At 72.3% G+C, this 23,729-nt stretch carries 21 protein-coding genes; 12 read left to right on the top strand and 9 right to left on the bottom strand.

Annotated features, from left to right (window positions below; translation table 11 throughout):
- Positions 1–84: 84 nt before the first annotated feature.
- From ACNTMW_RS23480 to ACNTMW_RS23470, 3 genes are all read right to left on the bottom strand, one after another.
- Complete coding sequence (locus tag ACNTMW_RS23480; RefSeq protein ID WP_426635931.1) at positions 85–1,017, bottom strand: acyl-ACP desaturase; 933 nt, start codon at positions 1,015–1,017, stop codon at positions 85–87.
- A 173-nt stretch (positions 1,018–1,190) separates the two neighbouring features.
- Positions 1,191–2,072: an LLM class F420-dependent oxidoreductase gene (locus ACNTMW_RS23475; RefSeq protein WP_426635930.1), complete on the bottom strand. Its 882-nt coding sequence runs from the start codon at positions 2,070–2,072 to the stop codon at positions 1,191–1,193.
- A gap of 25 nt (positions 2,073–2,097) precedes the next feature.
- Complete coding sequence (locus ACNTMW_RS23470) at positions 2,098–2,514, bottom strand: CBS domain-containing protein (RefSeq protein WP_426635929.1); 417 nt, start codon at positions 2,512–2,514, stop codon at positions 2,098–2,100.
- Between the two features lie 134 nt (positions 2,515–2,648).
- Between ACNTMW_RS23470 and ACNTMW_RS23465 the strand changes: the two genes are divergently transcribed.
- Positions 2,649–4,457 carry a hypothetical protein gene (locus ACNTMW_RS23465; RefSeq protein WP_426635928.1) on the top strand — a complete coding sequence of 603 codons (1,809 nt, stop codon included), beginning with the start codon at positions 2,649–2,651 and terminating at the stop codon, positions 4,455–4,457.
- A gap of 26 nt (positions 4,458–4,483) precedes the next feature.
- Here ACNTMW_RS23465 and ACNTMW_RS23460 read toward each other — a convergent pair whose 3' ends face one another.
- Together ACNTMW_RS23460 and ACNTMW_RS23455 are read right to left on the bottom strand one after the other, a co-directional pair.
- The gene (locus ACNTMW_RS23460) at positions 4,484–5,077 is read right to left on the bottom strand and encodes an FHA domain-containing protein (protein WP_426635927.1); all 594 of its coding nucleotides are present in this window, start codon (positions 5,075–5,077) and stop codon (positions 4,484–4,486) included.
- Positions 5,078–5,249: 172 nt separating this feature from the next.
- Positions 5,250–5,603, bottom strand: a complete 354-nt coding sequence (locus ACNTMW_RS23455; protein WP_426635926.1) for a histone-like nucleoid-structuring protein Lsr2 — start codon at positions 5,601–5,603, stop codon at positions 5,250–5,252.
- A gap of 932 nt (positions 5,604–6,535) precedes the next feature.
- Between ACNTMW_RS23455 and ACNTMW_RS23450 the strand changes: the two genes are divergently transcribed.
- Both ACNTMW_RS23450 and ACNTMW_RS23445 read left to right on the top strand, forming a co-directional pair.
- A complete protein-coding gene (locus tag ACNTMW_RS23450; RefSeq protein ID WP_426635925.1) occupies positions 6,536–7,114 on the top strand; it encodes a type 1 glutamine amidotransferase domain-containing protein in 579 nt (192 codons plus the stop codon).
- Between the two features lie 117 nt (positions 7,115–7,231).
- Positions 7,232–8,527, top strand: a complete 1,296-nt coding sequence (locus tag ACNTMW_RS23445; RefSeq protein WP_426635924.1) for an erythromycin esterase family protein — start codon at positions 7,232–7,234, stop codon at positions 8,525–8,527.
- 147 nt (positions 8,528–8,674) lie between these two features.
- On the opposite strand, the gene ACNTMW_RS23440 is transcribed toward ACNTMW_RS23445, so the two are convergent.
- Both ACNTMW_RS23440 and ACNTMW_RS23435 read right to left on the bottom strand, forming a co-directional pair.
- The gene (locus tag ACNTMW_RS23440; RefSeq protein ID WP_426636020.1) at positions 8,675–9,259 is read right to left on the bottom strand and encodes a YflT domain-containing protein; all 585 of its coding nucleotides are present in this window, start codon (positions 9,257–9,259) and stop codon (positions 8,675–8,677) included.
- A gap of 106 nt (positions 9,260–9,365) precedes the next feature.
- Positions 9,366–10,301, bottom strand: a complete 936-nt coding sequence (locus ACNTMW_RS23435; protein ID WP_426635923.1) for a hypothetical protein — start codon at positions 10,299–10,301, stop codon at positions 9,366–9,368.
- 229 nt (positions 10,302–10,530) lie between these two features.
- Between ACNTMW_RS23435 and serA the strand changes: the two genes are divergently transcribed.
- The 7 genes from serA (at position 10,531) to ACNTMW_RS23400 (ending at position 18,212) form a co-directional block, all read left to right on the top strand.
- Positions 10,531–11,766, top strand: a complete 1,236-nt coding sequence (serA, locus tag ACNTMW_RS23430; RefSeq protein ID WP_426635922.1) for a phosphoglycerate dehydrogenase — start codon at positions 10,531–10,533, stop codon at positions 11,764–11,766.
- A 132-nt stretch (positions 11,767–11,898) separates the two neighbouring features.
- A complete protein-coding gene (locus tag ACNTMW_RS23425; protein WP_426635921.1) occupies positions 11,899–12,672 on the top strand; it encodes a thiamine pyrophosphate-binding protein in 774 nt (257 codons plus the stop codon).
- On the top strand, positions 12,578–13,492 hold the full coding sequence (locus ACNTMW_RS23420) for a thiamine pyrophosphate-dependent enzyme (RefSeq protein WP_426635920.1): 915 nt from the start codon (positions 12,578–12,580) through the stop codon (positions 13,490–13,492). Before ACNTMW_RS23425 ends, ACNTMW_RS23420 begins: the two co-directional genes overlap by 95 nt.
- 124 nt (positions 13,493–13,616) lie before the next feature.
- Positions 13,617–15,290 (top strand): right-handed parallel beta-helix repeat-containing protein, encoded by a 1,674-nt coding sequence (locus tag ACNTMW_RS23415; RefSeq protein WP_426635919.1) that lies wholly within the window; start codon positions 13,617–13,619, stop codon positions 15,288–15,290.
- Positions 15,291–15,469: 179 nt separating this feature from the next.
- A complete protein-coding gene (locus tag ACNTMW_RS23410; protein ID WP_426635918.1) occupies positions 15,470–16,540 on the top strand; it encodes a glucosyl-3-phosphoglycerate synthase in 1,071 nt (356 codons plus the stop codon).
- Positions 16,537–17,445, top strand: coding sequence for a dihydropteroate synthase (gene folP, locus ACNTMW_RS23405; protein WP_426635917.1), 909 nt, complete (start codon positions 16,537–16,539; stop codon positions 17,443–17,445). The genes ACNTMW_RS23410 and folP overlap by 4 nt, the downstream gene beginning before the upstream one ends.
- A gap of 77 nt (positions 17,446–17,522) precedes the next feature.
- The gene (locus ACNTMW_RS23400; RefSeq protein WP_426635916.1) at positions 17,523–18,212 is read left to right on the top strand and encodes a class III extradiol ring-cleavage dioxygenase family protein; all 690 of its coding nucleotides are present in this window, start codon (positions 17,523–17,525) and stop codon (positions 18,210–18,212) included.
- Positions 18,213–18,308: 96 nt separating this feature from the next.
- Here the strand turns inward: ACNTMW_RS23400 and ACNTMW_RS23395 are convergent, their stop codons facing one another.
- Together ACNTMW_RS23395 and ACNTMW_RS23390 are read right to left on the bottom strand one after the other, a co-directional pair.
- Positions 18,309–19,232 (bottom strand): alpha/beta fold hydrolase, encoded by a 924-nt coding sequence (locus tag ACNTMW_RS23395; RefSeq protein ID WP_426635915.1) that lies wholly within the window; start codon positions 19,230–19,232, stop codon positions 18,309–18,311.
- A gap of 161 nt (positions 19,233–19,393) precedes the next feature.
- The gene (locus ACNTMW_RS23390) at positions 19,394–20,107 is read right to left on the bottom strand and encodes a tyrosine-protein phosphatase (RefSeq protein WP_426635914.1); all 714 of its coding nucleotides are present in this window, start codon (positions 20,105–20,107) and stop codon (positions 19,394–19,396) included.
- 353 nt (positions 20,108–20,460) lie between these two features.
- Here ACNTMW_RS23390 and ACNTMW_RS23385 point away from each other — a divergent pair, with 353 nt between their 5' ends.
- On the top strand, positions 20,461–22,509 hold the full coding sequence (locus tag ACNTMW_RS23385; protein WP_426635913.1) for a diguanylate cyclase: 2,049 nt from the start codon (positions 20,461–20,463) through the stop codon (positions 22,507–22,509).
- A gap of 269 nt (positions 22,510–22,778) precedes the next feature.
- The gene (locus ACNTMW_RS23380) at positions 22,779–23,636 is read left to right on the top strand and encodes a sulfurtransferase (protein ID WP_426635912.1); all 858 of its coding nucleotides are present in this window, start codon (positions 22,779–22,781) and stop codon (positions 23,634–23,636) included.
- Positions 23,637–23,729: the final 93 nt, after the last annotated feature.

Here is a 23,729-nt window from a genome sequence, read left to right as displayed (position 1 = left end):
TACCCGTCGCCGCCACCGGTGAACGCGCGCCGATGGGCCGGGCCCGGCTGAACGCCCGGTCCGCCGGCCCCGGCGCCCGGACGATCAGCCGGCGCCGACGGTGACCCGCTGGCGGCGGGCCTCGCGGCGCTCTTCGAACCGGCGGGCGTTGGCGTCGAGGCCGGCCAGGAACGCCGCCAGCTCCTCGCGCGCCCGCTCGCCGTCGCCGCTGAAGTCGGTGCGGTCGAACACGCGCAGGTTCCGCAGCACCGGCGCGACCACCTCGTTGTGGTGGATCCGCAGGTCGTAGATACCGGCAAGGGCTATCTGGGCGGCCTTGCGACCGAAGTTCTCGATGCCGGTACCCGGCATCGAGAAGTTCGTCACGACGTCGGTGACGGCCCGCATCGTCTCGTTGGGCGCCACCTCGAAGGCCCCGGCGAGCAGGTTGCGGTAGAAGATCATGTGCAGGTTCTCGTCCTGCGCCACCCGCGCCAGTAGCTGCTCGCAGACCGGGTCGCCGCTGAACCGGCCGGTGTTGCGGTGCGAGATGCGGGTGGCCAGCTCCTGGAACGACACGTACGCGATCCCGTGCAGTACGTCGTCGTCGTATTCGTTGGTGTAGCCGGCGGACATGTGGCTCATCCGGGCCCGTTCCAGCGCGATCGGATCGACCGCGCGGGTGGTCAGCAGGTAGTCCCGGATGACGATGCCGTGCCGGCCCTCCTCGGCGGTCCAGCGGTGCACCCACGTGCCCCAGGCGCCGTCGCGGCCGAACATCGCCGCGATCTGTCGGTGGTAGCTGGGCAGGTTGTCCTCGGTGAGCAGGTTGACGATCAGCGAGGTACGCGCCACGTCCGACAGCGCGGACTGCGACTCCTCCCACGGCTGGCCGCCGAGCACGCCGTCGAAGTCACGTCCGGCGCTCCACGGCACGTACTCGTGTGGAAACCACTCGGTGGCCTGCTTCAGGTGCCGGTTGAGGTTGGCTTCGACGACCGGTTCGAGCTGGAGCAGCAACTGGGTCTGCGATGGCATGGTGGTCCCTCCGGATTCCTACGGCTACGTACCCGTAGGTTAACTCGCGCCACCCCACCACGCAGAACGCGGCGATCAGTGTCATCCGCGAGGGTCCTCCGGGGGCGTCCTCCGCGACGGCGGCCGCCTCGCGGTGACCATTCGGTTACCCTGCGCGATGGCCAGCCGTCCGGCTACCCAGCGGCGCTGACCAGCCTGCGGATCTTGCTCGACACCGACGTCAGCACCGCGATGTGCTCGTCGATGTTCGGCAGGTCGGCCCCCATGGTGTTGACACAGACGTGGGTGGCGCCGAGCCGTTCCCACTCGAACGCCTCCTCGGCCACGCCGACCGAGCCGCGCGGACCGTACTGGATCCGGCCCTCCATGCCGATCCGGTCCGGGTCGCGGCCGGCTTCGCGGGCGGCCTCGTCGACGATGCGCCTGGCCTCCGCCAGTCCCGGCCCGGGAGGCATCTGCGGGAACCACCCGTCGGCCATCCGGCCGGCGCGGCGGAACGCGGGCGGTGAGTCCGCGCCCATCCAGATCGGGATCGGTCGCTGTACCGGCATCGGCGCCAGGCCGGCGGCGGTGATCCGGTCGAAGGTGCCCACGTGGGTGACGTTGGGCTCGGTCCACAGCCGGCGCAGCAGCTCGACCTGCTCCTCGATCCGTTTGCCGCGGCGGGAGAAGTCCTGCCCGAGCGCCTCGTACTCCACCGGGTTCCAGCCCACGCCCACGCCGATCCGGTACCTGCCACCGGTGAGGATGTCGACCTCCGCCGCCTGCTTGGCGACCAGGACGGTCGGCCGCTGAGGCAGGATGAGGATCCCGTTGACCAGTTCCAGGTCGGTGATCGCGGCGAGGTACCCGAAGAGCACCATCGCCTCGTGGAACTGGGTGCGGATGTCGTACGGACCGGTCCAGCCGGAGTAGTGCTCCGGGTCGGCGCCCACGACGTGCTCGTAGGCGAGGATGTGGGTGTAGCCCAGATCCTGCACGGCAGTCGCGTACGTTCTGATCGTGGCCGGGTCGGGCCCGATCTCGGTCTGCGGGAAGACAACCCCGACGCGCATTGATCCGGTTCCCTCGTGGTGGGTGTCAGTTGTTCGGGTCTTCGGCGGCGATCGCGGCCTCCAGCGAGTCCGGCGACTCCTCGACCTCGATGTCGCCCAGCGCCACGACGCCCACGAGCCGGTCGCGCTCGAGCACCGGCAGCCGCTTGACCGCGTGCGTCCGCATCAGCCCCTCGGCGGCCCTGATGTCGTCGTCCGGGGCGACGGTCACCGGGTCGCGGGTCAGCACCTGACCGACCGTCGTCGCCCGGGGGTCCGCGTCGGCGGCGACCGCGCGGACGGCGATGTCCCGGTCGGTGACGATTCCGCAGACCTTGTCCCCCTCGGTCACGATCACGTCGCCGATCGCCTCGTCGCGCATCTGCCGGGCGATCGCGTCGAGGGTGGTATTCACGTCCATCGCGATGGGGTTGGCGGTCATGACCTCACGTACGGTGGTCATCGGGGTGCCTCCCTCCGTCGGCCGGAGTTCCGTGGCACGGTACCCGGCCGGCAACCGCCGAAACCCCGTACGGCACGGCGCGGAGCACGGCCCGGCGCCCCGTCGTGGCCGGTCCGGGCCGGCATCATGTGCGGGTGGCCGATCCCCTGCTGACCCGCGACGCCCGCGCACTCCGGACCCTGGCCCGGCCCCGCTGGCTGCACCGGGTCCTGCCCTGCACCATGCTGCTCACCGCCACCGTGGTGGCCGGGTTGCACAACGACACGGCACCGGTCCCCCCGTGCACCGACGCCGCGCCCTGCGGTCCGGACGCGGGGGCGGCGGTGGTCTTCGGGCTGCTGCTCGCCGCGGCCGTCACCGGCTTCGTGCACGCCCGTACCGCAGCGTGGCTGGCGGCCGCGTTCGCCGTCACGGGGTTGGGGTACGACCTGTTCCATCCGGCGGTCGCGTCACCGGCCTGGGTGTACGCCGCCGACGTCGCCCTCGTCGCGCTGTGCTTCGCGGTCGCCGGGGTCGGCCGGGCCCGCCCCGCGACCGGCACCGCACTGGCCTGGCTCACCGCGGTCGCCCACCGGCAGCCGCCCGCCCCGGTGGCACCACCACGCCCGCAGCGACGCTGGCGGGTCGCCGCAGCCACCGCCGGCCTGGTCGCGGTCGGGTTGACCGCCTGGACCTGGGTCGGCCAGAGCCGTGCCGATGACCGCCAGCGGGCCGCGACCCGGGTCACCGGAGAGGTCACCGCGGCGGTCGACGAGTTCACCGTGCGGGTACGCCTGCCCGACGGGACGCTCGTCGACACCGACGTGCGCGACGCCGGCGAGCACCCGGTGGGCCAGGCGTTCGCGCTGTACACCGACTCAGACGGGCTGCACCAGCCGGTCAGCGAGCCGTACGACCTGACCGGCCTGCTGGTCCTCGCCGTGGTCGCGGCCGGCACCGGGCTGGCCGGCCGGGCCCGCGGCACCGCGCGCACCGCCGCGCTGCGCTCCCTGTTCGGCCGGCCCCAACCGGTGACCCGGGTGTACGTGCGGGCGGTACCGGACCGGGTCGCCGTCTACGCGTGCGACGCGCGCCCCGGTGAGCCCGCCGTGGCCGAACTGCGATGCGCGCCGGGCACGCCCGCGCTGCTCGACGCCGTACCCGTCGACGACGGCGTGGACCAGCAGCCGTTCCTGCCGCCGACGCGACCGGCGCTGCTGTACGGGGTACCGACGCCCGGGCGCTGGTGCACCGTCGTCGTCGACGGCGAACCGGCCGTGCCGGTGGGGCCGCTGCGGGCGGGCCTGGACGCGCCGGCGTTCACCGAGCCGGCGACCACGGCGTGGACCGTCCCCCCGCTCGGGGTGCTTCCCCTGCGGTCCGAGGAGGTCGAGGCGCTGAGCCCGGCCGACCGTGACGCCAACCCGTACCAGGTGCGCACCCACGCCCAGCACCGGGCCATCGGGTACGCGCTGACCGCCGGGATGCCCCTCGTCCTGGTCGGGCCGGCGGGGCTGCTGCCCGCCGTCGGGTACCGGACGGCCCTGGCCGTCGCGGCGGTGGCGGTGGGGCTGGCCTGCTGGGTCGGCTGGCGGCTGTACCTGCGCCCCCGGCTGGCGTGGAACGCCGGCGGCGTCGCCGTGGCCGGGGTGTTCGGTGGCGGGCGGTTCCCCTGGTGGCAGGTCATGCGGATCGAGCCGGGTCGGGGCGAGGTCACGATCGGTACGGGGCATCGGCACCTGGTGGTCGCCGCCCGGGGCGGTACCGGGGTGCTGGCCGGGGTGCTGCCCGGCCGGGATGCCGAACAGCTGGCGAACGCGCTGCGGTACGCGAGGGAGCGCGCGATCGCCGAGGTCGACCCGCCGCGACTGGCCGCGCCGGTCCCACCGGTCGGGCTGTATGTCCTGTGGCTGGTTGCCACCCCGCTCATCGCCTGGGCGCTCCAGGCGTTCAGCGGCTGGTAGGCGAGGCCGTCGGCGGCGGGTACCCGCTACCGCGGGACCGGTACCACCTCGGTGACCGCCTCGGTCGCGACCGGCGGCACGGACTGCCGCCGGTCGACCACGACGAACCGGCAGGATCCGAGGTCGAGCAGGTCACCCGGTCGCACCATGGCCGGCCCGGGCAGCCGCCAGCCGTTGAGCCAGGTGCCGTTGCGCGAACCCAGGTCGGCGATGACCCAGGCGCCGTCGAGGTACGCCATCCGGGCGTGGTGCCGCGACACGGAGATGTCGTCGAGGTGCAGGTCGACGTCCTGGGAACGGCCTATCACGTAGGTGCCCGGTACCGGCGGAAGGGCCAGCTCGCGCGACTGCCCGGCGCTCCACCGCGCGAACACGCGGGCGAGCCGGGTGGTGAGCCGGGCGTACGGCGCCGCCAGGCGCATCCGCGGCGGCCGCCGGGACGGCAGGTCGGAGACCAGGCGGTCGAGCTCGGTGCGGCGGCGGGCGTCGAGGGCGAGGAAGAGCCGTCGTACGAAGGTGACGTCCGACAGGCGCCCCTCGCGTAACTGGCCGCGCAGCGCCCGGACGACCCGTTGCCGCTCCCGGTTCGACGCCCGCATGTCAGCGCTCGAGTCGCTCATAGCGTTCTATTGTCACCGTCGTCCCCCGCGGTGAACAGACCACGGTGACGGGCGCCGCGACCGGGCACCGGGCGATCCGGACCGCCGCCGGCGGGGCACCCGCACCTGCCGGGGTCCGTGCGGGTGGGCCGGACACGCGGATGCGATGCCCGGCCCGGCTACGCGGCCGCGGTCAGTGACCGGCTTCGGCGTGGTAGCGGTCGACGATCTCCTGCTTGATCCGGCCGCGGTCGGACACCGCGATGCCCTTGGACTGTGCCCACTCCCGGATGGCCCGGTTCTGATCGCGGTCGACCGCCGCGCCGCGCCCCCGGGAGGCCGCCCCCCGCTGCGCGATACCACCGCCGGCCCGGCCGACCTTCGCGCCGGCCGCGACGTACGGCGCGAGCGCGTCACGCATTTTCGCCGCGTTCTCCTTGGACAGATCGATCTCGTACTGGGCGCCGTCAATAGCAAACTTGACGGTCTCCGCCGCCTCGCCGCCGTCGAGGTCGTCGACCAGCATGTGGATCGTTCGCTTTGCCATCAGGGTGGTCCTTCCAAAAACGTGCAACCTACCGTCGAGTAACGATAGCTGCCTATCCACAACAGCGCAAAGTCCCGTTTATCGCCCTGGTCGAATCAGCGCGAATCAAGGAAATATTCATTAGCGACGTTTCGTGGTCGCTAACCGTTTTCTCCCGGTAACCAGCAGTCACCAGAAAAGCGTCGATCCCCGCACTCTGAAGACACGGGACCGGACACCCCATGATTGCCACCGGACCAACCGCGCCGACATTACCGCCCACCCACCACGCCGAAACCGGCGCCGCGCCGGGTTCAACGGGAACGGACCCGCGACTCATGACCGCCAACCCCGCAATGACCTCGGACTCTACCCTGCCGCCGGGTAACCCCTTGTCAGGTAGGAACCACCCGCACATCCGGGACCGGGTGGTCCGAAGCCGTCACATCGCCTGACCCACCGGGCACGACGGCTCGGCGCCGCGATCTACCAAACGGCCGGATCCCTCGAACGCCCGGATCCCTCAAACACCCGGATCGATCCGACGGCTAGCTCGGCCCAACTGACGACCCGGTCCAACGGACGACCCGGTCCGACGGACGATGATAAAGCGAGCCACCCGTCAAAAACCCGGGTAACGCTAGCAAGGGCCGGGCTTTTTTCATAGCCGGCACCGCACGTCCGCGCGTCGCCGCATCGGACCTGCCGAAACGGCACATGCGGGCGGGCCGGTCGGCCATCGGGCCGCCGCATCAGTGGCGACCGTCGCATGTCGCAACAGGTGGTGACCGGGGTGGGACGAATGCCACCCACGCCCGCCGGGAACACCGACCGATCGGCCGGCTCCGGCCCACGCCGTAGGCGCCGGGCCGGAGCCGCTACGAACACATCACGTTTAGCCGGGTCGCTGAACGGTAAGCAAACAACATAGACAAGCGACAGGAAAGGTGACCATGAGCATCAATGGAAAGTCCGTGGCCTTCCTCGTCTCCAAGGAAGGCATCGAGCAGGTCGAGCTGACCGAGCCGTGGAAGGCGGTCGAGCAGGCAGGCGGTACGCCGCGACTGATCTCAGTCGAGCCGGGCGAGGTACAGGCGTTCCACCACCTCACCCCCGGGGACACGTTCCGGGTGGACGAGACCGCCGACACGGCCCGCGCCGAGGAGTACAGCGCTCTGGTGCTGCCGGGCGGCGTGGCCAACGGCGACCTGCTGCGCTGGCAGGAACCGGCCCGCGACTTCGTGCGGCGGTTCATCGCCACCGGTCGGCCGGTGGCCGTGATCTGCCACGGCGGATGGGTCCTCATCGACGTCGACGCGGTACGCGGCAGGCGGATGACGTCCTGGCCCAGCATGGCCGTGGACTACCGCAACGCCGGCGCCGAATGGGTCGACGAGGAGCTCGTCGTCTGTACCGGCGGCTCGTTCCCCCTGGTCAGCAGCCGCAAGCCGGACGACCTGCCGGCCTTCTGCCGGGAACTGGTCTCGCAGGTGGAGCGCCAGCGACTGGTGACCGCGGGGAGCGGCGGCTGAGCGGCCGCGGCAGCGCCAAAAGATCGCGGCCGGCCGGTTTATGACGGCACAGGCGGGTAGTGATCCCCCTCCCGATCGTCGGTCGACCGGCCGGCCGGTCATGAGGAGGTACCCGCCGTGGGGCGCTACAGCGAAGACACCAGACGATTGGCGGCGCCGCTGTCCGACGCCGACGACACCGATCCGGTACTGGCCCGCGTCGGTGACGCCCGGATCGTGATGCTCGGCGAAGCCAGCCACGGCACGCACGAGTTCTACGAATGGCGGGCGCTGCTGACCCGACGCCTGATCGAGGAGCATGGCTTCTCGTTCGTCGGCGTGGAGGGCGACTGGCCCGACTGCGAACGGGTCGACCGGTCGGTACGCTGCCGGGAGGGCGCGGCCGACGACCCACGCGAGGCGCTCGAACAGTTCGACCGGTGGCCGACCTGGATGTGGGCCAACGAGGAGGTCGTGGACTTCTGCCGCTGGCTACGGACCCGCAACGCCAATCTCGCACCCCACCGGCGCGTCGGCTTCCACGGCCTGGACGTGTACTCACTGTGGGAGTCGATGGAGGAGATCATCCTCCATCTGCGTGAACACGATCCGGAACGGGTGGAGGCGGCGATGAACGCCTACCGCTGCTTCGAGCCGTTCGGCGAGGACCCACAGAGCTACGCCCTGGCCACCCGGTTCACCCCGCACAGCTGTGAGGACGACGTCGTCAAACTGCTGCGCGCGGCCCGGCAGCGGGCCGTCGAATCCGACAGCGGCGAGTTCGCGTTGTGGCAGAATGCCGAGGTGGTGGCCGGCGCCGAACGCTACTACCGGGCCATGGTCACCGGCGGCGCGAACTCCTGGAACATCCGCGACCAGCACATGATGGACACCCTGGACCGGCTGCTGGCGCACTACGGGCCGCAGTCGAAGGCCGTGGTGTGGGCACACAACACCCACGTCGGGGACGCGCGCGCCACCGACATGACCCGCGCCGGCATGTTCAACATCGGTCAGCTCGCCCGGGAACGCCACGGACGGGACCGGGTCGTGCTGATCGGGTTCGGCGCCCACCGCGGAACCGTGATCGCCGCCCGCGAGTGGGGCGCTCCCATGGAGATCATGACGGTACCGCCGGCCCGGCCCGGCTCACTCGAGGATGCCCTGCACACCGATGCGCCGGCGAAGGCGCACCTGGTCTTCCCGCGCACCCCCGGTGGCGGCCGTCCGCGCCTGCTCACCGACTGGCTCGACCACCGCGCGATCGGCGTGGTCTACCGGCCGGAGCGGGAGAGTTGGGGCAACTACGTCCCGACGAAGCTCGGCGACCGGTACGACGCGTTCCTCTGGTTCGACCGGACCCGGTCCGTCCGCCCACTGCACGTGCGCCACGTCGACCTGCGCGAGCCGGAGACCTACCCGGTCGGGGTCTGAAGACCGGAGCGGACCAGCCACCGGAGCGGACCGGCCCGCCGTCACTCGCGGCGGCGGGCCGGTCCGCTCCGGTCGTACTGGGACGATCCGCCCGGCTGTTTCCGGCTACCCGGCGGTTTTCCGGCACGGCGGCTGTGTTCGCGCCGCTCAGCCGGTGCCCACGCCGCTGGCCGGTGAGCCCAACCGGCTCAGCAGGTGCCGGGCCTGCTCGGCGCGGTCGGCGTCGACCACGACGTCGTACCGCCCTGCCACGATCTGGCTGCGCGAGTCGAAGTCACGCTGGCCTCCGGTCGCGGCATGCGCGATGGCGCCGAAGACCGCCCCCCACACGGCGCCGATCACCAGGCCGGCGAGCAGCAGCGCCCACCAGGCCGACACGGTGAAGATGCTGAGCAGCAGGCCGATGAGCAGGCCGAACCAGGCCCCGCTGGCCGCACCGGCGAGCGCCGCGCGGGCGGTGGTCATCCGGCCCAGTACCTTCTCGACCAGCCGCAGGTCGGTACCGATGATCGCGGTGTACTCGACCGGGAACTGGTTGTCGGACAGGTAATCCACGACGCGCTGTGCCGACTCGTAGTCGGCATAGGTCCCGACGGTCACGGTCGGGTGCCCGGTACGCGGGCCACCCATGCTGCCGCCCGGCGTCATGGGCACTCCGGCCGGGCCGGCCGGAATGTTGGATCCGGCCCCGGGCCTGCCCGGCGCCGGACCGTCTGCGGGATTCGACGGCATGGTCACGTGTACCTCCCTAGTCTCCGCGGCTGCCTTCCCCCAGATGCCGACCGGTAACACGCCCCGCCGTACCGGCCACGCCGCAGTTCGACAGCCCCGCCACGGCTCAGTCGCGCCGGGGCTCGAACCGCACGGTGGTGATCGTCCGGCCCGAGGTGGCCGGAGGTCCGCTCCCCACGATCACGGCCGGGGTGTGCTGCTCCAACTGGCCGTACGGACCGCCGGCGCTTTCCGGGGCCGCCGCGTACCCGTGCGCCGGCTCGTCCCCACGCACGGCGTTGTACCCCTGGACCGCGTCGCCGTCCGTACCCGCCGTCTTCGACCGGGGCAGGTCGCAGTAGGGGGCGCCCGGCCGCGGGTCGAACCGGCGTTCGATGACGACGTGGCCGCCGGGTACCGGCCGACGGTAGTCGCAGCGGCCGCTGGTCACCGTGGCACGCAGGCCGACCTTGAACCGGTCCAGACCGGTGATGTCGAGTTCCAGCGCGTCGTCGCCGACGTACAGGTGGCCGGAGGTGACCGGTTCGTAGTAGTCGCGGTAGGCGGGCATCCCCTGGTAACCGAGGAACATCCGGCCACCCACCGGTACCTGCAGGATGCTCCACGCGCTCACCGGTTCGCCGGGCGGCCCGTCCCGTACCCGGAGGGTGACGGCGGTGGCGTAGCGCGCCTCGCCCGCGGCACCGGGCAGCCACTCGAACTCCCTCCGCACCTCGACGGTCATGTCACCGGCACCGTGCAGGTCGTCGAGCCGGGCCGTCGTCCCCAGCCGGCAGTACCGCGCCCCGACGTCCTCGACGTGCCAGTGCCCCGGGTCGATCTCCGCCGGTACGACGTAGTCGGTCGCCTGGTCGAGGGCGGGTTCCCGCCAGAACCAGGAGTACTCCGGGCCGAACCAGAGCCGGTCCCCACCGACGTCCCAGCCGCCCGCACCGGGGTCGGTCCAGTACGCGTCGTGCCCGGCGACCCGCACCTGGAGCACCCGTCCCCGGTCCGGCGCGAAGGTCAGCTCGGCGTCGTCCCAGCGCCAGTTCGGCTCCATGTCGTCTTCTCCTCGGCGGCGTCCCGCGCGAGTTCGGCGTTCCACTCCGTTACCCCTACCCGGTTCAGGCGAGGGCGTACCGGCCGGTCCGGACCGCGAGGCCGACCCGGACCAGGTCCGCGTTGTCGGTGACCGGCTCGCCCACCCACCCTTCTCTCACAATATGGGATCGACCATCCACTTTGTGGACGGCTCGAACGTGCGCCGAATCCTGAACTATTCTCGACCGGTGCTCAGAAACGAACCCGTGCGTACCCTGCTGCTCGAAAACATCCACGAAGACGCGGTCACCCGACTGAGGTCCGAGGGCTACGACGTCGAGACGGTCTCCCGCGCCCTCGACGAGGACGAGCTGATCGAGCGGCTCGACGGCGTCCACCTGCTCGGCATCCGGTCGAAGACGCAGGTGACCGCCAAGGTGCTCGAGACCGCTTCGGAACTGCGGGCCGTCGGGGCGTTCTGCATCGGCACCGACCAGATCGACCTCGGCGCCGCGGCGCGCGTCGGCATCGCCGTGTTCAACGCGCCGTTCTCCAACACCCGCAGCGTGGTCGAGCTGGCCATCGCCGAGATCATCGCGCTGACCCGGCGGCTGACCGAGAAGAACGCCGGGATGCACGCCGGGATCTGGGACAAGGCCGCCGAGGGCAGCCACGAGGTACGCGGCCGCACGCTGGGCATCGTTGGCTACGGCAACATCGGCACCCAGCTGTCGGTGCTCGCCGAGAACCTGGGCATGCGGGTCGTCTTCTACGACACCGCCGACAAGCTGGCGCTGGGCAACGCGCACCGCTGCGGCACGCTCGACGAGCTGCTGGAGCTGGCCGACGTCGTCACCCTGCACGTCGACGGCCGGCCCGGCAACAGCGGCTTCTTCGGCGAGGAGCAGTTCGCCAGGATGCGGGCGGGCAGCCTGTTCCTCAACCTCAGCCGCGGTTTCGTGATCGACCACGCCGCCCTGCGCCGCCACCTCGACTCCGGCCACCTGGCCGGCGCCGCGGTCGACGTCTTCCCGGTCGAGCCCAAGGGCCGCGGCGACGAGTTCCGCTCGGAGCTACGCGGCCTGCCCAACGTGATCCTCACCCCGCACATCGGCGGGTCGACCGAGGAGGCCCAGGCCGACATCGGCTCCTTCGTCGCCGAGAAGCTGTACCGGTACGTGATGGAGGGCGGCACGAGCCTGAGCGTGAACCTGCCCTCGCTCGCACTGCCGCTCCAGTCGGGCACGCACCGGCTGGCGCTGGTGCACCACAACGTGCCCGGTGTACTCGCCGAGGTCAACAGCATCCTGGCCGCCCACTCCGTCAACATCGAGGGCCAGTTGCTCGGTACCCGGGGCGAGGTCGGCTACCTCCTCACCGACATCGGCCGCGACTACCCGGACGAGGTGCTCACCAAGCTGCGCGACCTGAGCCAGTCCATCCGCCTGCGGGTGCTGCCCTGGCGCGTCGCGCCGCAGGGATGAGGGCAGGGCGTGCGGCAGAGGGCAAGAGCCATGGGGGATGAAACCGGCCAGGTCCGGAGTAAGGGGACTGTCCCGGTGTCATAAAAGGGTGGGACGGGTACCCGCCCCACCCGGTGACCCAGGGAGCCCCTCATGGCTACGGTGCGCGACACGACCTACGACCTCCTCCGTGACCTCGGCATGACCACGGTCTTCGGCAACCCCGGCTCGACGGAGGAGCCGTTCCTCCAGCGGTTCCCGTCCGACTTCACGTACGTCCTCGCCCTGCAGGAGGCGTCGGCGGTCGCGATGGCCGGCGGGTACGCGCAGGTGACAGGCAAGCCCGCCCACGTCAACCTGCACACCACGCCCGGAGTCGGCAACGCGATGGGTAACCTCGCCACGGCCTGGCACAACCGGGCGCCGCTCGTCGTCTCCTCCGGCCAGCAGCACCGCGACATGCTCCGACTCGAACCGCTGCTGACCAACCGGTACGCGCAGCTGCTGCCCATGCCGTACGTGAAGTGGAGCTACGAGCCGGCCCGCGCGCAGGACGTCCCGGGTGCGTTCCTGCAGGCGTACGCCCGCGCGGTCCAGCCGCCCGCCGGCCCGGTCTTCGTCTCGGTCCCGATGGACGACTGGGAGCAGCCGGCCGACGGCGCCCCGGCGCGGCGGCGGGTCAGTACCCGCGTCGCCCCGGAGCCGGAGCGGTTGCGCGAGTTCGCCGACGCGCTCACCGGCGCCCGCAACCCGGCGCTGGTGTTCGGCGGCGGAGTCGACCGCAGCGGCGGCTGGGACTCGGCGGTGGCTCGCGGAGAAGCTGCGCGCGCCGGTGTGGTCGCCGCCGTGGTCGGAGCGGACGAGCTTCCCGGAGGACCACCCGCAGTTCCAGGGGATGCTGCCACCGGCGATCGGGCCGCTCGGTGAGGCTCTGCGCGGGCACGACGTCGTCCTGGTGATCGGCGCCCCCGTGTTCCGCTACTACCCGTACGTACCCGGTGAGTTCCTGCCCGAGGGCACGCGCCTGCTGCACGTCACCGACGACCCGGACGAGGCGGCGCGGGCGCCGGTGGGCGACAGCCTGCTGGCCGACGCCGCCCTGGCCTGCGCGGCCCTCGCCGAGCGGGTGCCGGCCGCCGACCGGCCGGCCCCGTCGCCGCAGGCACCGCCGGAGCCCGCCCGGCCGGGCACCCCGCTGTCGCCGGACGCCCTGTTCGCGACGCTCGCCCGGGTGTGGCCGGAGGACGGGATCCTGGTCGAGGAGAGTCCGTCGAACATGAAGACGCTCAAGCAGTACGTGCGCGTCCGGCGACCGGCGTCGTTCTTCACCGCCTCCAGCGGTGGTCTGGGCTACGCGCTGCCCGCGTCGGTCGGGATCGCGCTGGGCGAGCGGCACACCGGCCGCCGCCGCCCGGTGGTCGCGGTGATCGGCGAGGGCTCGTTCCAGTACTCGATCCAGGCGCTGTGGACCGCGGCGCGGCACCGACTGCCGGTGGTGTACCTGGTGCCGGTCAACGAGGAGTACGCGATCCTCAAGGCCTTCGCGGAGTTCGAGCACACCCCGGACATTCCCGGCTTAGACCTGCCGGGCCTGGACATTTCGACCATCGCGCGGGGGTTCGGCTGCCAGGCGCAGCGGGCCGAGTCGGCGGACGCGCTCGCCGACGCGCTGGGAACGGCGTTGCGGGCCGACGGCCCGACGGTGCTGGCGGTACCGATCACCAAGAAGGTGCCGGCGCTGATCTGACCCGGGCGTTTCACGCTTAGCGGCACGGGAACCGACAGCGGTGAACCAGCGCCGTGAACCGCGTCGGACCGCGCCACGGCGTACCGTCCGCTGCCCTCGGGGGCAGCGACAGTAGGAGGCCGCCATGGGCCAGCCGAAGGCCGGCATCGACGTGATGACGCGTACCGGCACCGCGGCGGACACCGGCGTGTTCAACTGCCACGACCACCGGGTCGTCGGGGACGGCCACGCCAACGACCAGCCGATGTTGCAGGCGCTCGTTGACCGGCTCGGGGAGGCGGCCGCTGCCGACGGCCGCCCCCGGACCATCTACTGCCCGCCGGGGATCTACCTGATTCGCGACACCGGCGTGGTCTGGCGCAGCGGCGTGTGCCTGATCGGCGCCGGCCCGGCCGTCACCCGGTTCGTCCTGGACAACTCCGGCAACCGGAACGAGCCGGTCCCGCTGGCCTGGTTCACCGAGCTCAAGCACGGTGCCAGCCGGGACAACCACCTGGCCGACTGCATATTCGCCGACTTCGAGGTCGACGGCTCACGCGTCGACCTTCCCGACTACAATCCGCTGTCCAAGGGGCTGGGCCTGCAGTACGTGCTCCGGGGACTGTTCCGCAACCTGTACATCCACGACACCATCGGTACCGGGTTCGGCTGCGACCACCTCCAGGACACCCTCGTCTGGGCCGTCACCGCGCACCGCTGTGGGCGTCTGGACAACGGCGGGCAGATGGGCGGCGCCGGCATCGGCATCGGCATCGGCGGCTGGGGCGATGTCGAGCGGCTCAGCATCAGCAGCTGCACGACCATCGGCAACGGCACCAACGGGATCTTCGTGGAACTCCAGCAGGGGTTGTGGCCGCCGCCCCGGGGGATCCGGATCGTCGACTGCCATGCCGAGGACAACCGGTTCGGCATCTCCGACTGGGGCGCCAACGGGCTGGTCGTCAACGCGTGCACCATGTTCGGTAACCACGAGGCCGGATTCGACCTCTCGTCGCAGGGGACGTCCTCGGTGGCCGGGCGCGGCGGCCTGGTCACCAACTCCGTCATGGACAGCAACGTCCGTGACGGGCTCGGTATCGGCAACACCCCCGGTCCGTACTCCTTCACCGGCAACCGCATCAGCGGCAACGGGCGCTACGGGTACTGGCAGCACAACCTCAACGCCGGCAACCGGGGACCCGCCGGCAACATCGTCCTCGACGACAACGAGATCTGGGCCAACGCCCTGGCCGGCATCCATCTGGACGCCGACCTCTTCGACGCCACCATGCTCAACAACCGGATCCGCGACAACGGGCGGCGGGCGGCGCCGGCCGCGGCGGGCGGCGGGGACACGGTCACCTACACCGCCAAGACGGTGACCGACACCGCCGCGAGCTGGCTCAGGGGTGGGCACCTCGGCAAGTGCGTGACGGTCGGTGAGCAGAGCGCGATCGTCATCTCCAACACCGAGACCGAGCTCACCCTCGCCCCCGCCCGTCCCGGCGCGACCACGTCCTGGAAGATCGGGACGCCGCTCAAGGGCACCCCGTACCGCATTCCCGACTCCCCCGACGAACGCCCGGGGATCGCCGTGGCCGCCGCCACCGACCGCACCACGAAGCGGGGCAACCGGGTCTGGGACAGTCAGCAGCCCCGGCACCAGACCCACGGTATCTGGATCACCGAGCACGGCTCGTGCCACGACAGCTGGTCCACCGGCAACAACTTCCTCGGCAACGCGTACGGCGGGGCCCGCTTCGACACCGCGCCGGAGGGCGGCTACTGGCGCGACAATCTCGGCATCGACGCCACCTGACCATTTTTTCGTGATCATGATGGCTTCGTGCGGCCAACGACCGGTTGAGCCCGCCATGACCCCACCAAGTCTCCATGATCATGGGGGAAGCGATCGGGGGCCGTATGGTTGGTCCCGGGACAGGAGCGGCGCCGGGCCGGTGGTGACGATGCCGTGGAAACAGATGCGAGGACCAACGCGTGCACGAACGGGCGTCAACCTGGTTTCACAAGCGAAGTTCGAGTTGGCGGGACTGGCCGCTGGACCGACTGCTCGACACCAAGTTCCGGCAGGACTCGCGCATCAGCCTGGTGATCCCCGCGCGGGACGAGGCCGCCACGATCGCCGACATCGTCACCGGGCTGCGCACGGCCCTCGTCAAGGACGCACCCCTGCTCGACGAGCTCGTCGTCATCGACTCGAACTCCGGTGACGCCACCGCGACGCTCGCCGAACGGGCCGGCGCGACGGTGTACCGCGCGAGCGACATCGTGCCGGAGCACGGTAACCACCACGGCAAGGGCGAGGCGCTGTGGAAGTCGCTCTTCGTCACCAGCGGTGACCTGCTGGTCTTCGTCGACGCCGACCTCACCGGCTGGGGCCCGCACTTCGTGACCGGGTTGTTGGGGCCGCTACTCACCGAGCCGGACACGCTGCTGGTACGCGCCGCCTACACCCGACTGCGTACCGGAGCCGACGGCTCCACCTCGCCGGACGGCGGGCGGGTGACCGAACTCGTCGCGCGGCCGCTGCTGAGCCTGTACTGGCCGGAGCTGGCCGGCGTGGTCCAGCCGCTCGCCGGGGAGTGGGCCGCGCGGCGGAGCCTGATGGAATCGCTGAGCATCCCGGTCGGCTACGGGGTGGAGCTGTCGACGCTCGTGGACACCGCCTCCCGGTACGGACTGGACGCGATCGCGCAGGTCCACCTCGGGGCCCGGGCCCACCGGCACCGCAGCGACCGCGATCTCGCACTCACCGCGGCCGAACTGCTGGTCGTGGCGGACAGCCGGCGGCACCTGCCCGGTGGGGCGGACAGCCGGCGCAATGTGCCTGGCGGGGCGGCGAGCGCCGAGCTTCAGCAGTTCCTGCATGATGGTGACTGGGTGCGACCACACGCCCGGGCCGTACCGACCGTCGAGCGCCCCCCGGTCGTCGATGTCGCCGGCACCGGATCCGGTGACGCCGCGGGTGCCGGATCCGGTGACGCCGCAGGTGCCGGATCCGACGGCGACGCGGGTGCCGGATCCGACGGCGAGAGGAGGACCGGATGAGCGCCGTCCCCGGCGGCACCGCCTGCGACCCCCGCGAGCCGGGAGTGCTCCGGCTCGGCCGGCACTCCTTCGACGTCCACCAGCGCCTGGTCATGGCGATCGTGAACCGGACCCCTGACTCGTTCTTCGACCGGGGAGCGACCTGGCGCGAGGACGCGGCGATGGAGCGGGTGCACGCGGTCGTCGCCGACGGCGCCGAGATCATCGACATCGGCGGCGTCCCGGCCGCTCCGGGCGCCGAGGTCGACGTCGCCGAGGAGATCCGCCGGACGGTACCGTTCGTGGCCGCCGTCCGGAACGCCTATCCCGACGTCGTGATCAGCGTGGACACCTGGCGGCACGAGGTCGCCCGGGAGGTGTGCGCCGCGGGCGCGGACCTGCTCAACGACTCCTGGGGCGGCTGGGACGACAAGCTCGCCGAGGTGGCCGCCGAGTACGACGTGGCGCTGCTGTGCGCCCACGCCGGCGGCCTGCCACCGCGTACCCGGCCGTTCCGGGTCACCTACGACGACGTGATGGCCGACGTCCTGGAGCGGACCCTCGGGCTGGCGCGCCGCGCCGTCGCGGCGGGGGTCGACCCGTCCCGGATCCTGATCGACCCGGCCCACGACTTCGGCAAGAACACCTGGCACTCGCTCGAGGTCACCCGCCGGCTCGACGAGATGGTGGCGACCAGCTGGCCGGTGCTCGTCTCGCTGTCGAACAAGGACTTCGTCGGCGAGACGCTCGACGTCCCGGTCGGCGAGCGGCTGACCGGGACCCTGGCGGCCACGGCCGTGTGCGCCTGGCTCGGTGCCCGGGTGTTCCGGGTCCACCACGTCCGCGAGACCCGCCAGACCCTGGACATGGTGTCGGCCATCCGGCAGGAGTGCCCGCCGGCCCGTACCGTCCGGGGCCTGGCCTGAGACCTCCCGCACCGGAGCCGAGCCCCTCACGACGCGTTCCCATCGGAGCCGAGCCCACCCGCAACGGAGCCTGATCCATGATCGTTTCTGCCGCCCTGTGTCCGAGTCCGCCGCTGCTGGTACGGGAGCTGTCCGGCGCCGACCCCGCGGCGGCCGAACTGCGCGACGCGTGCGCCGTGGCGATGGCGGCGCTGGTGGCGGGGGCGCCGGACCTGATCGCGGTGGTCGGCGCGGCGGACGGCACCCGGGCCTGGCCCGCGGACGTCCGGCTCGACCTGGGCGCCTACGGCGGTCCGCCCCGACCGCGGCCCACCCGCCCGGCGCCCCTGGCCGTCGGGCTGGGCGCGCTGCTGCTCGACGAGGCAGGGTACGCCGGGCGGCGGCTGCTGCAGTCGGTCGGCCGGGACGAGCCCCTGCCGGAGTACGCGCGGCTCGCGGCGGAGCTCGGCGACTCCGCACCGCGGGTCGGCCTGCTCGTCATGGCCGACGGTACGGCGCGGCGCACCCTCAAGGCGCCCGGGTACCTCGACGAGCGCGCCGCCCCGTTCGACGCGGAGATCCACCGGGCGGTCGCCACCGGGGACCCGGCGGCGCTGCGCGCCCTGGACCGGACGCTCGCCCACGAGCTGATGGCAACGGGCTGGCCGGCGCTGCAGGTGCTCGCCGGGGCGTTCGACGGGCGCCGGGTGGACCCGACGGTCCACTACGCCGACGCGCCTTTCGGGGTGGGCTACCTGGTGGCAGTGCTGGCCGCCGTCAACGGCTGACCGGCGGGGCGGGCCGCCGGCGACGGCGGACCGGCGGAGCGGGCCGAGCAAGCCACCCACGGGTAGCCCGCACCGCCCGTGCGACGGCTCCGGCGGCTACGCGGCGCTGGCGGTGAAGCGGTCGGTACGGGTGCCGTCCCGCCGGGACCACTGCCCCAGCAGGGTCCGCAGCGCCGCGACGAGCGGCAGGGGCTGGTCGAGCATCGGATGATGCCCGGCCGCCGGCAGTTCGACGATCTCGACCCGGTGGTCGAGCAGCTCCTCCATCTGGCTGGCCATCTCCTGGGTCACCAGCCCGTACTCGCACCGGAACACCGCCGTCCGGCAGCGCAGCGCCGGGAGCAGGTCGCGCATCAGCATCCGGCGCTGTCCGATCATGGCCGGGTCGAACTTCCAGGTCCAGCCGCCGTCGACCGGCCGTACCGACTGACCGGCGATGTGCTCGCGCACGTACGGCAGAACGACCTCCTGCGGCGGAAGCGTGGTGAACCGGGCCAGCACCTCGTCCCGGGTCGGGTACACCCGGGTCTCCCGGCGACGCCCCCGGAGTCGCTCCTCCTCCGGCGGCTGGTCGTTGAGCGGCGAGTCGAGGACGACCACGCCGGCAAGCCGGTCGGCGTGCTGCACGCCCGCCGTCGCGGCGACCCAACCACCCATGCTGTGCCCGACCACGATGGGACGGCCACCGACGCCGCCCGCCTCGGCGGCGGCGAGCACCTCCGACGCCCACCGGGACAGGTCGTAGTCCGGCCGCCGGTCGCTGTCACCGTGCCCGCTCAGGTCGAGCGCCACGACACGGTGCGTACCGGCGAAGAACGGCGCGATGTGATCCCACCAGCCGGAGTGGGCGGCGCCGCCGTGGACGAAGACCAGGCCGGGCAGTCCGGCCGCGCCCCAGCACCGCAGGTGGATCCGGCAGCCGTCGACCGTGACGTCCCGATGCTCGGGCGCGGTGTCCAGGGCACGCGCAAACCAGGTCGGTGCCTCGCCCACCGCGGCGCCATCAACGCTCGATGCCATGCCGGCTTCCTCCGTGGGATTTCTTGCAATGGTTCAGCCAGCTTTTAATACGAAGATCGGCCATCGCAAGCCGATGTGACCGGCGACGCTGCGGGATCCCGCGGCGACTCGCCATCGCCACCGACCGTCCCGGGCTGCCCGCGCGCCGACGGATACGGCGATCACCCCGCCGCGGACGGCTCCACCAGGCGGGTGCGCCACGCCTCGAGATGGCCGGGGTCCGCACCGTGGTCGGCCCACCAGCGCCGGGCGCCGCCCGGCCAGCCGGCGATCCGCTCGACCACACTGGTGATCGCCGACTCGGGGGCGGCGAGCCAGCCTTCGGGGATGGCGCGCCCCGACGTGCCGCGTACCCGATGGGCCGTCCAGCGCTGCCGGAGCGCCGGCATGTTCGCCGCGGTCGCCACGTAGTCCGCGACGACGGCCTCCGGTTCGACGTCCGCGGCCAGCAGCAGCGCGGCGACCACGATTCCGGTGCGGTCCTTGCCTGCGGCGCAGTGCACCAGTACCGGCCCGCTGGCCTCCGCGACCAGCGACGCGACGGCCGCGACCCGGTCGGCGGCGGTCTCGAGGATCAGCGTGTACAGCGCGATGAGGTCGGCGTCCGGCGGCAACCGGCCGGGCGCCGCGTCCGAGTGCAGCGGGTGGTAGTGCACCACCGTGCCCTCGGCCCAGGAGTAGGGCCGACGGGCCACCTCGCCCTCGGACCGCAGGTCGATGACCACGCCGGGCGGCCAGATCCGCACCTGGTCCGGGTCACGGTCACCGGCATAGGGCGCGTCGCTGCGGTACAGCACCCCCGCGCGCGTCCGGCCGCCGCCGCTGACGGGCAGACCGCCGACGTCGCGCAGGTTGGCCAACCGCAGAGAGATCATGTACCCGATTCAGCCAATCGTGCGGAGCGGCGTCAACGTGACAGCGGTCTCCCCGGATACCCCGTGACGCCCGGAGTGACACCGGCGACTGCGGGACAGCGTCGAAGACCACCACGTCAGTCTCGTCGGTGCCGATGCCGGCGCGCCACGGGACGGGCGGTCCGGTGCGTCAGGTTCCTACCGCCCTGGCATGTCAGGTCGCTGTCGCCGGATTTGAGACATCCGGCCGAGGTCGGCGACCACTCGGTGGAGCAGCGCAGCCCATCGCGGGCCGACAATTCATCCAGCAAAGCTCACTGCGCGTCGATCACCATACTGGCGGAGACGCGCAGTGCCCTGGGAGGATGCAGCGGATGCCGGCGAGACTCGGTGACGGACCGGGCGCGGACCCGTCCTACCGGGTCCGCGCCATCCGCACCGGCGGCCTGCGGGGCGCCCTCGGCCCGGGCATCGCCGCGCTGTACGTGCTGGCGACGTGGAACGGCCCGCACCGTCCCGTGATGCTCGCGATCGCGGCCACCATGCTGGCAGCCGCCCTGCTGGCCCGATGGCAGGCCCCGGCGATCGCCCGGTCGCGGGCGCGGTTGCCGGTCCAGCTGGCCGGGATCATGGTCAATATCCTCGGCTCGACGGCGCTGTCGCTGCTCGACGGCGGGGTCACCAGCCCGCTCGGCCCGATGGTGCCGTTCTCGCTGATCTTCTTCGCCGTCATGGTGCCGCCACGGGTGTACGGCCTCGTCTTCGTCGCCAGTACCGCCGCGTACTGGGTGGTGGCGCTGCTCGGCGACCCCGCCCCCGCCGGGTACCCGTGGGTCTACACCCTGGCGTTCGCGGGCGTCGGGTACCTGTGCGTGCGGCACGCCGGCACCCTCGCGTCGCTGCGCCGCCGGCTCACCGAAGCGGCCCGGCTCGACCCGCTGACCGGCTGTCTCAACCGGCGCGGTTTCGACCAGCGGCTCGGCTCCGCACTCGCCGACGCCGCGCGGACCGGGGCGCCGGTCACCCTGGTGCTGGCCGACCTCGACCGGTTCAAGGAGGTCAACGACACGTACGGCCACCGGGCCGGTGACGACGTGCTCGCCTGGACCGGCCAGACCATGCGGCGGCACCTGCGGGAGCACGACGCGGTCGGGCGCCTCGGCGGCGACGAGTTCGCCGCGGTGCTGGACGGCACCGACGCCACGGATGCCGAGGTCCTCGTCGCGCGGCTGCGGGCGGCCCTGGACCCGGTCGCGCCGGCCTCGATCGGGTACGTCTCGTACCCGGCCGAGGCCGCCACCGCGCACGACCTCCTCCGACTGGCGGACGCCCGGCTGTACCGGGACAAGTCCGGCCGGGCCGCACCGGCCCCGGTGCCGGACGCGGTCGCGACCGCCCGGCTGGTCGTCGACCGTCGGGCGGCGGCCGCGGTCTCGCAGCGGGAGCGCCGGCGCCGCTCGATCGCGGACATGGGCTGGGTGGCCGTGTCCGACTTCGCCATCGGCCTGCTGTACGCGGCCTTCTTCGCGGTGCAGGCGCCGCACCGGATGGCGATGGCCGCCCTGAGCGCGTGCGGCTGCGCGGCGGGACTGCTGGTCGTGGCTGCGGCCGGCCGGCTGAGCCGGTCGGCCGCAGCCCGGTGGTTCATGGTCGCCTTCGCGGTCGCCTCCTTCCCGGTCGGCATCGCCGTGGCCGTCCTCGACGGCGGGGCCGGCTCCGCCACCGCGCTCGGCATACTGGTCCCGATGCCGCTGATCGCCCTCGGCACGCCGCCGCGGGTGGCGGTACCCATCCTCGTCGGCCTGTCCGCGTGCTACCTCACCCTGGCGGCGCTCGTCGGCGCGCCCAGCGGCTGGTACGTCACGACGCACCTGGCCGGCATCGTCGCCGTCTCGGTGATCTGTGCGGTACAGGGCACCAGTGCCGCCCGGCAGCGGCGCCTGCTGACCCGGCTGTCCCGGGTCGACCCGCTCACCGACTGCCTCAACCGGCGTGGCTTCGCCGAGCGGTTCACGGGCGAACTCGCGTCCGCCCGCCGTACCGGCCGGGTGATGTCGCTGCTGATCCTGGACCTGGACGGGTTCAAGAAGCTCAACGACGCCTGCGGGCACGCCGCCGGCGACGACCTGCTGCGCTGGGTCGCCCGGACCCTGCGGCGCCACCTGCACCCCGCCGACGTCGTCGCCCGCCTCGGCGGTGACGAGTTCGTCGTGCTGCTCGCCGGCGCCACCGCCCCGGCGGCGCGGACGGCCGCGGACCGGCTGCGTACCGTGCTGGCCGAGCGGACGCCGGTCAGCGTCGGCACCGCGACGCTCGGCGCGCACGGGCACGACTTCGACGCCCTGTACGCCCACGCCGACGGCGAGCTTTACACCCGCAAGCCCGACCGGCGGTACTCCCGGCGCAGCGACCCGGTCGCCTGACCGGAACCCGGTCCACTACTCCGGCATCCGGGCGCGCAGTGCCTGGAGGAACCAGGCCAACGCGACCATCCTGCGTCACCTGTCAGCTGGCCGCGCACGCCGCCGCCCGGTCCCTCTCGCCGCGTGAACGTCAGCCGCTCCTCGCGCACTCATCGCGGGACCAACGCGATCAACCATGCCGAAAGCGACTGCGCCATCTCGACGCATACTGTCCCAGTGACCGAGATGGACGTCTCAAAGTACGGACACTGCGGTGTATCGTGGTGGCCATGAACGCCACCGAGGGACGCCGGCCGAAAGCCCCGCGAGCTGATGGCCCGACGAACCCGAGCGCGGGATTGCCGCCGTTCGTTGACACGATCGGCGACCTCGACCCCCGGACGGTCCTCGTCGACGTGAGATGGGGTGCCGAGGGCCGCCCGGGGCGCGACGCGTACCGGGCGGGGCATCTGCCCGGAGCCGTTTTCTGCGACTTCGAGGCCGATCTGCTGGCACGTATCGGCGGCCATCCCGCGGGGCTGCCAGCTCCCGAGGATCTGGCGGCGATGCTCGGCCGGCTCGGGATCGCGACAGACACCCCGGTGGTGGCCTACGACGACCTCGGAGGGGTCGCCGCGGCCCGGCTGGTGTGGATGCTCCGCACCCTCGGACAGCCTGCGGCCGTCCTTGCGGGCGGCCTCGCTGGATACGCCGGGACACTCGACACCGGCGATGTCACACCCGTCGCACGCGCGATCGAGGCGCGGCCGTGGCCGGCGAACCGCGTCGCCGACCTCGCCACCGCCGTGTCCCCGGACGTTCGCCTCATGGACGCGCGCCCCGCGAGCCGCTACCGCGGCCTTGACGAACCGGGCGACGCCAGGGGCGGCCACATCCCAGGAGCAGTGAACGTGTTCTGGCGTGACACCCTCGACGCCGACGGCCGCCTGCTTCCCGCGGACCGCCTGCGCGATCTCGTCGACACCGCGCAGCGCGAAGGCTCCGGCACACTCGTCTGCTACTGCGGCAATGGCGCCGGCGCCTGCCACCTGCTCCTCGCGTTCGAGCACGCCGGGCTCCCGCCCGGACAGCTCTACGCCGGGTCATGGACCGAATACAGCGCCACTGACCTGCCCGTCGCTCGCTGAACCGGGGGGCCGGTCGCGACTCGTCGACCGTGCGCCACCGGAAGAACACCACTCTAGAGACGTCCACCTATCGGCATGACAGGTGCATGCCTG

This window comes from Planosporangium spinosum (assembly GCF_049999945.1).
In the GTDB taxonomy this organism is placed as follows: domain Bacteria; phylum Actinomycetota; class Actinomycetes; order Mycobacteriales; family Micromonosporaceae; genus Planosporangium; species Planosporangium spinosum.
Note: the sequence above shows the minus strand (reverse complement) of the source record. Positions and strands in the feature narration are given on the sequence as shown.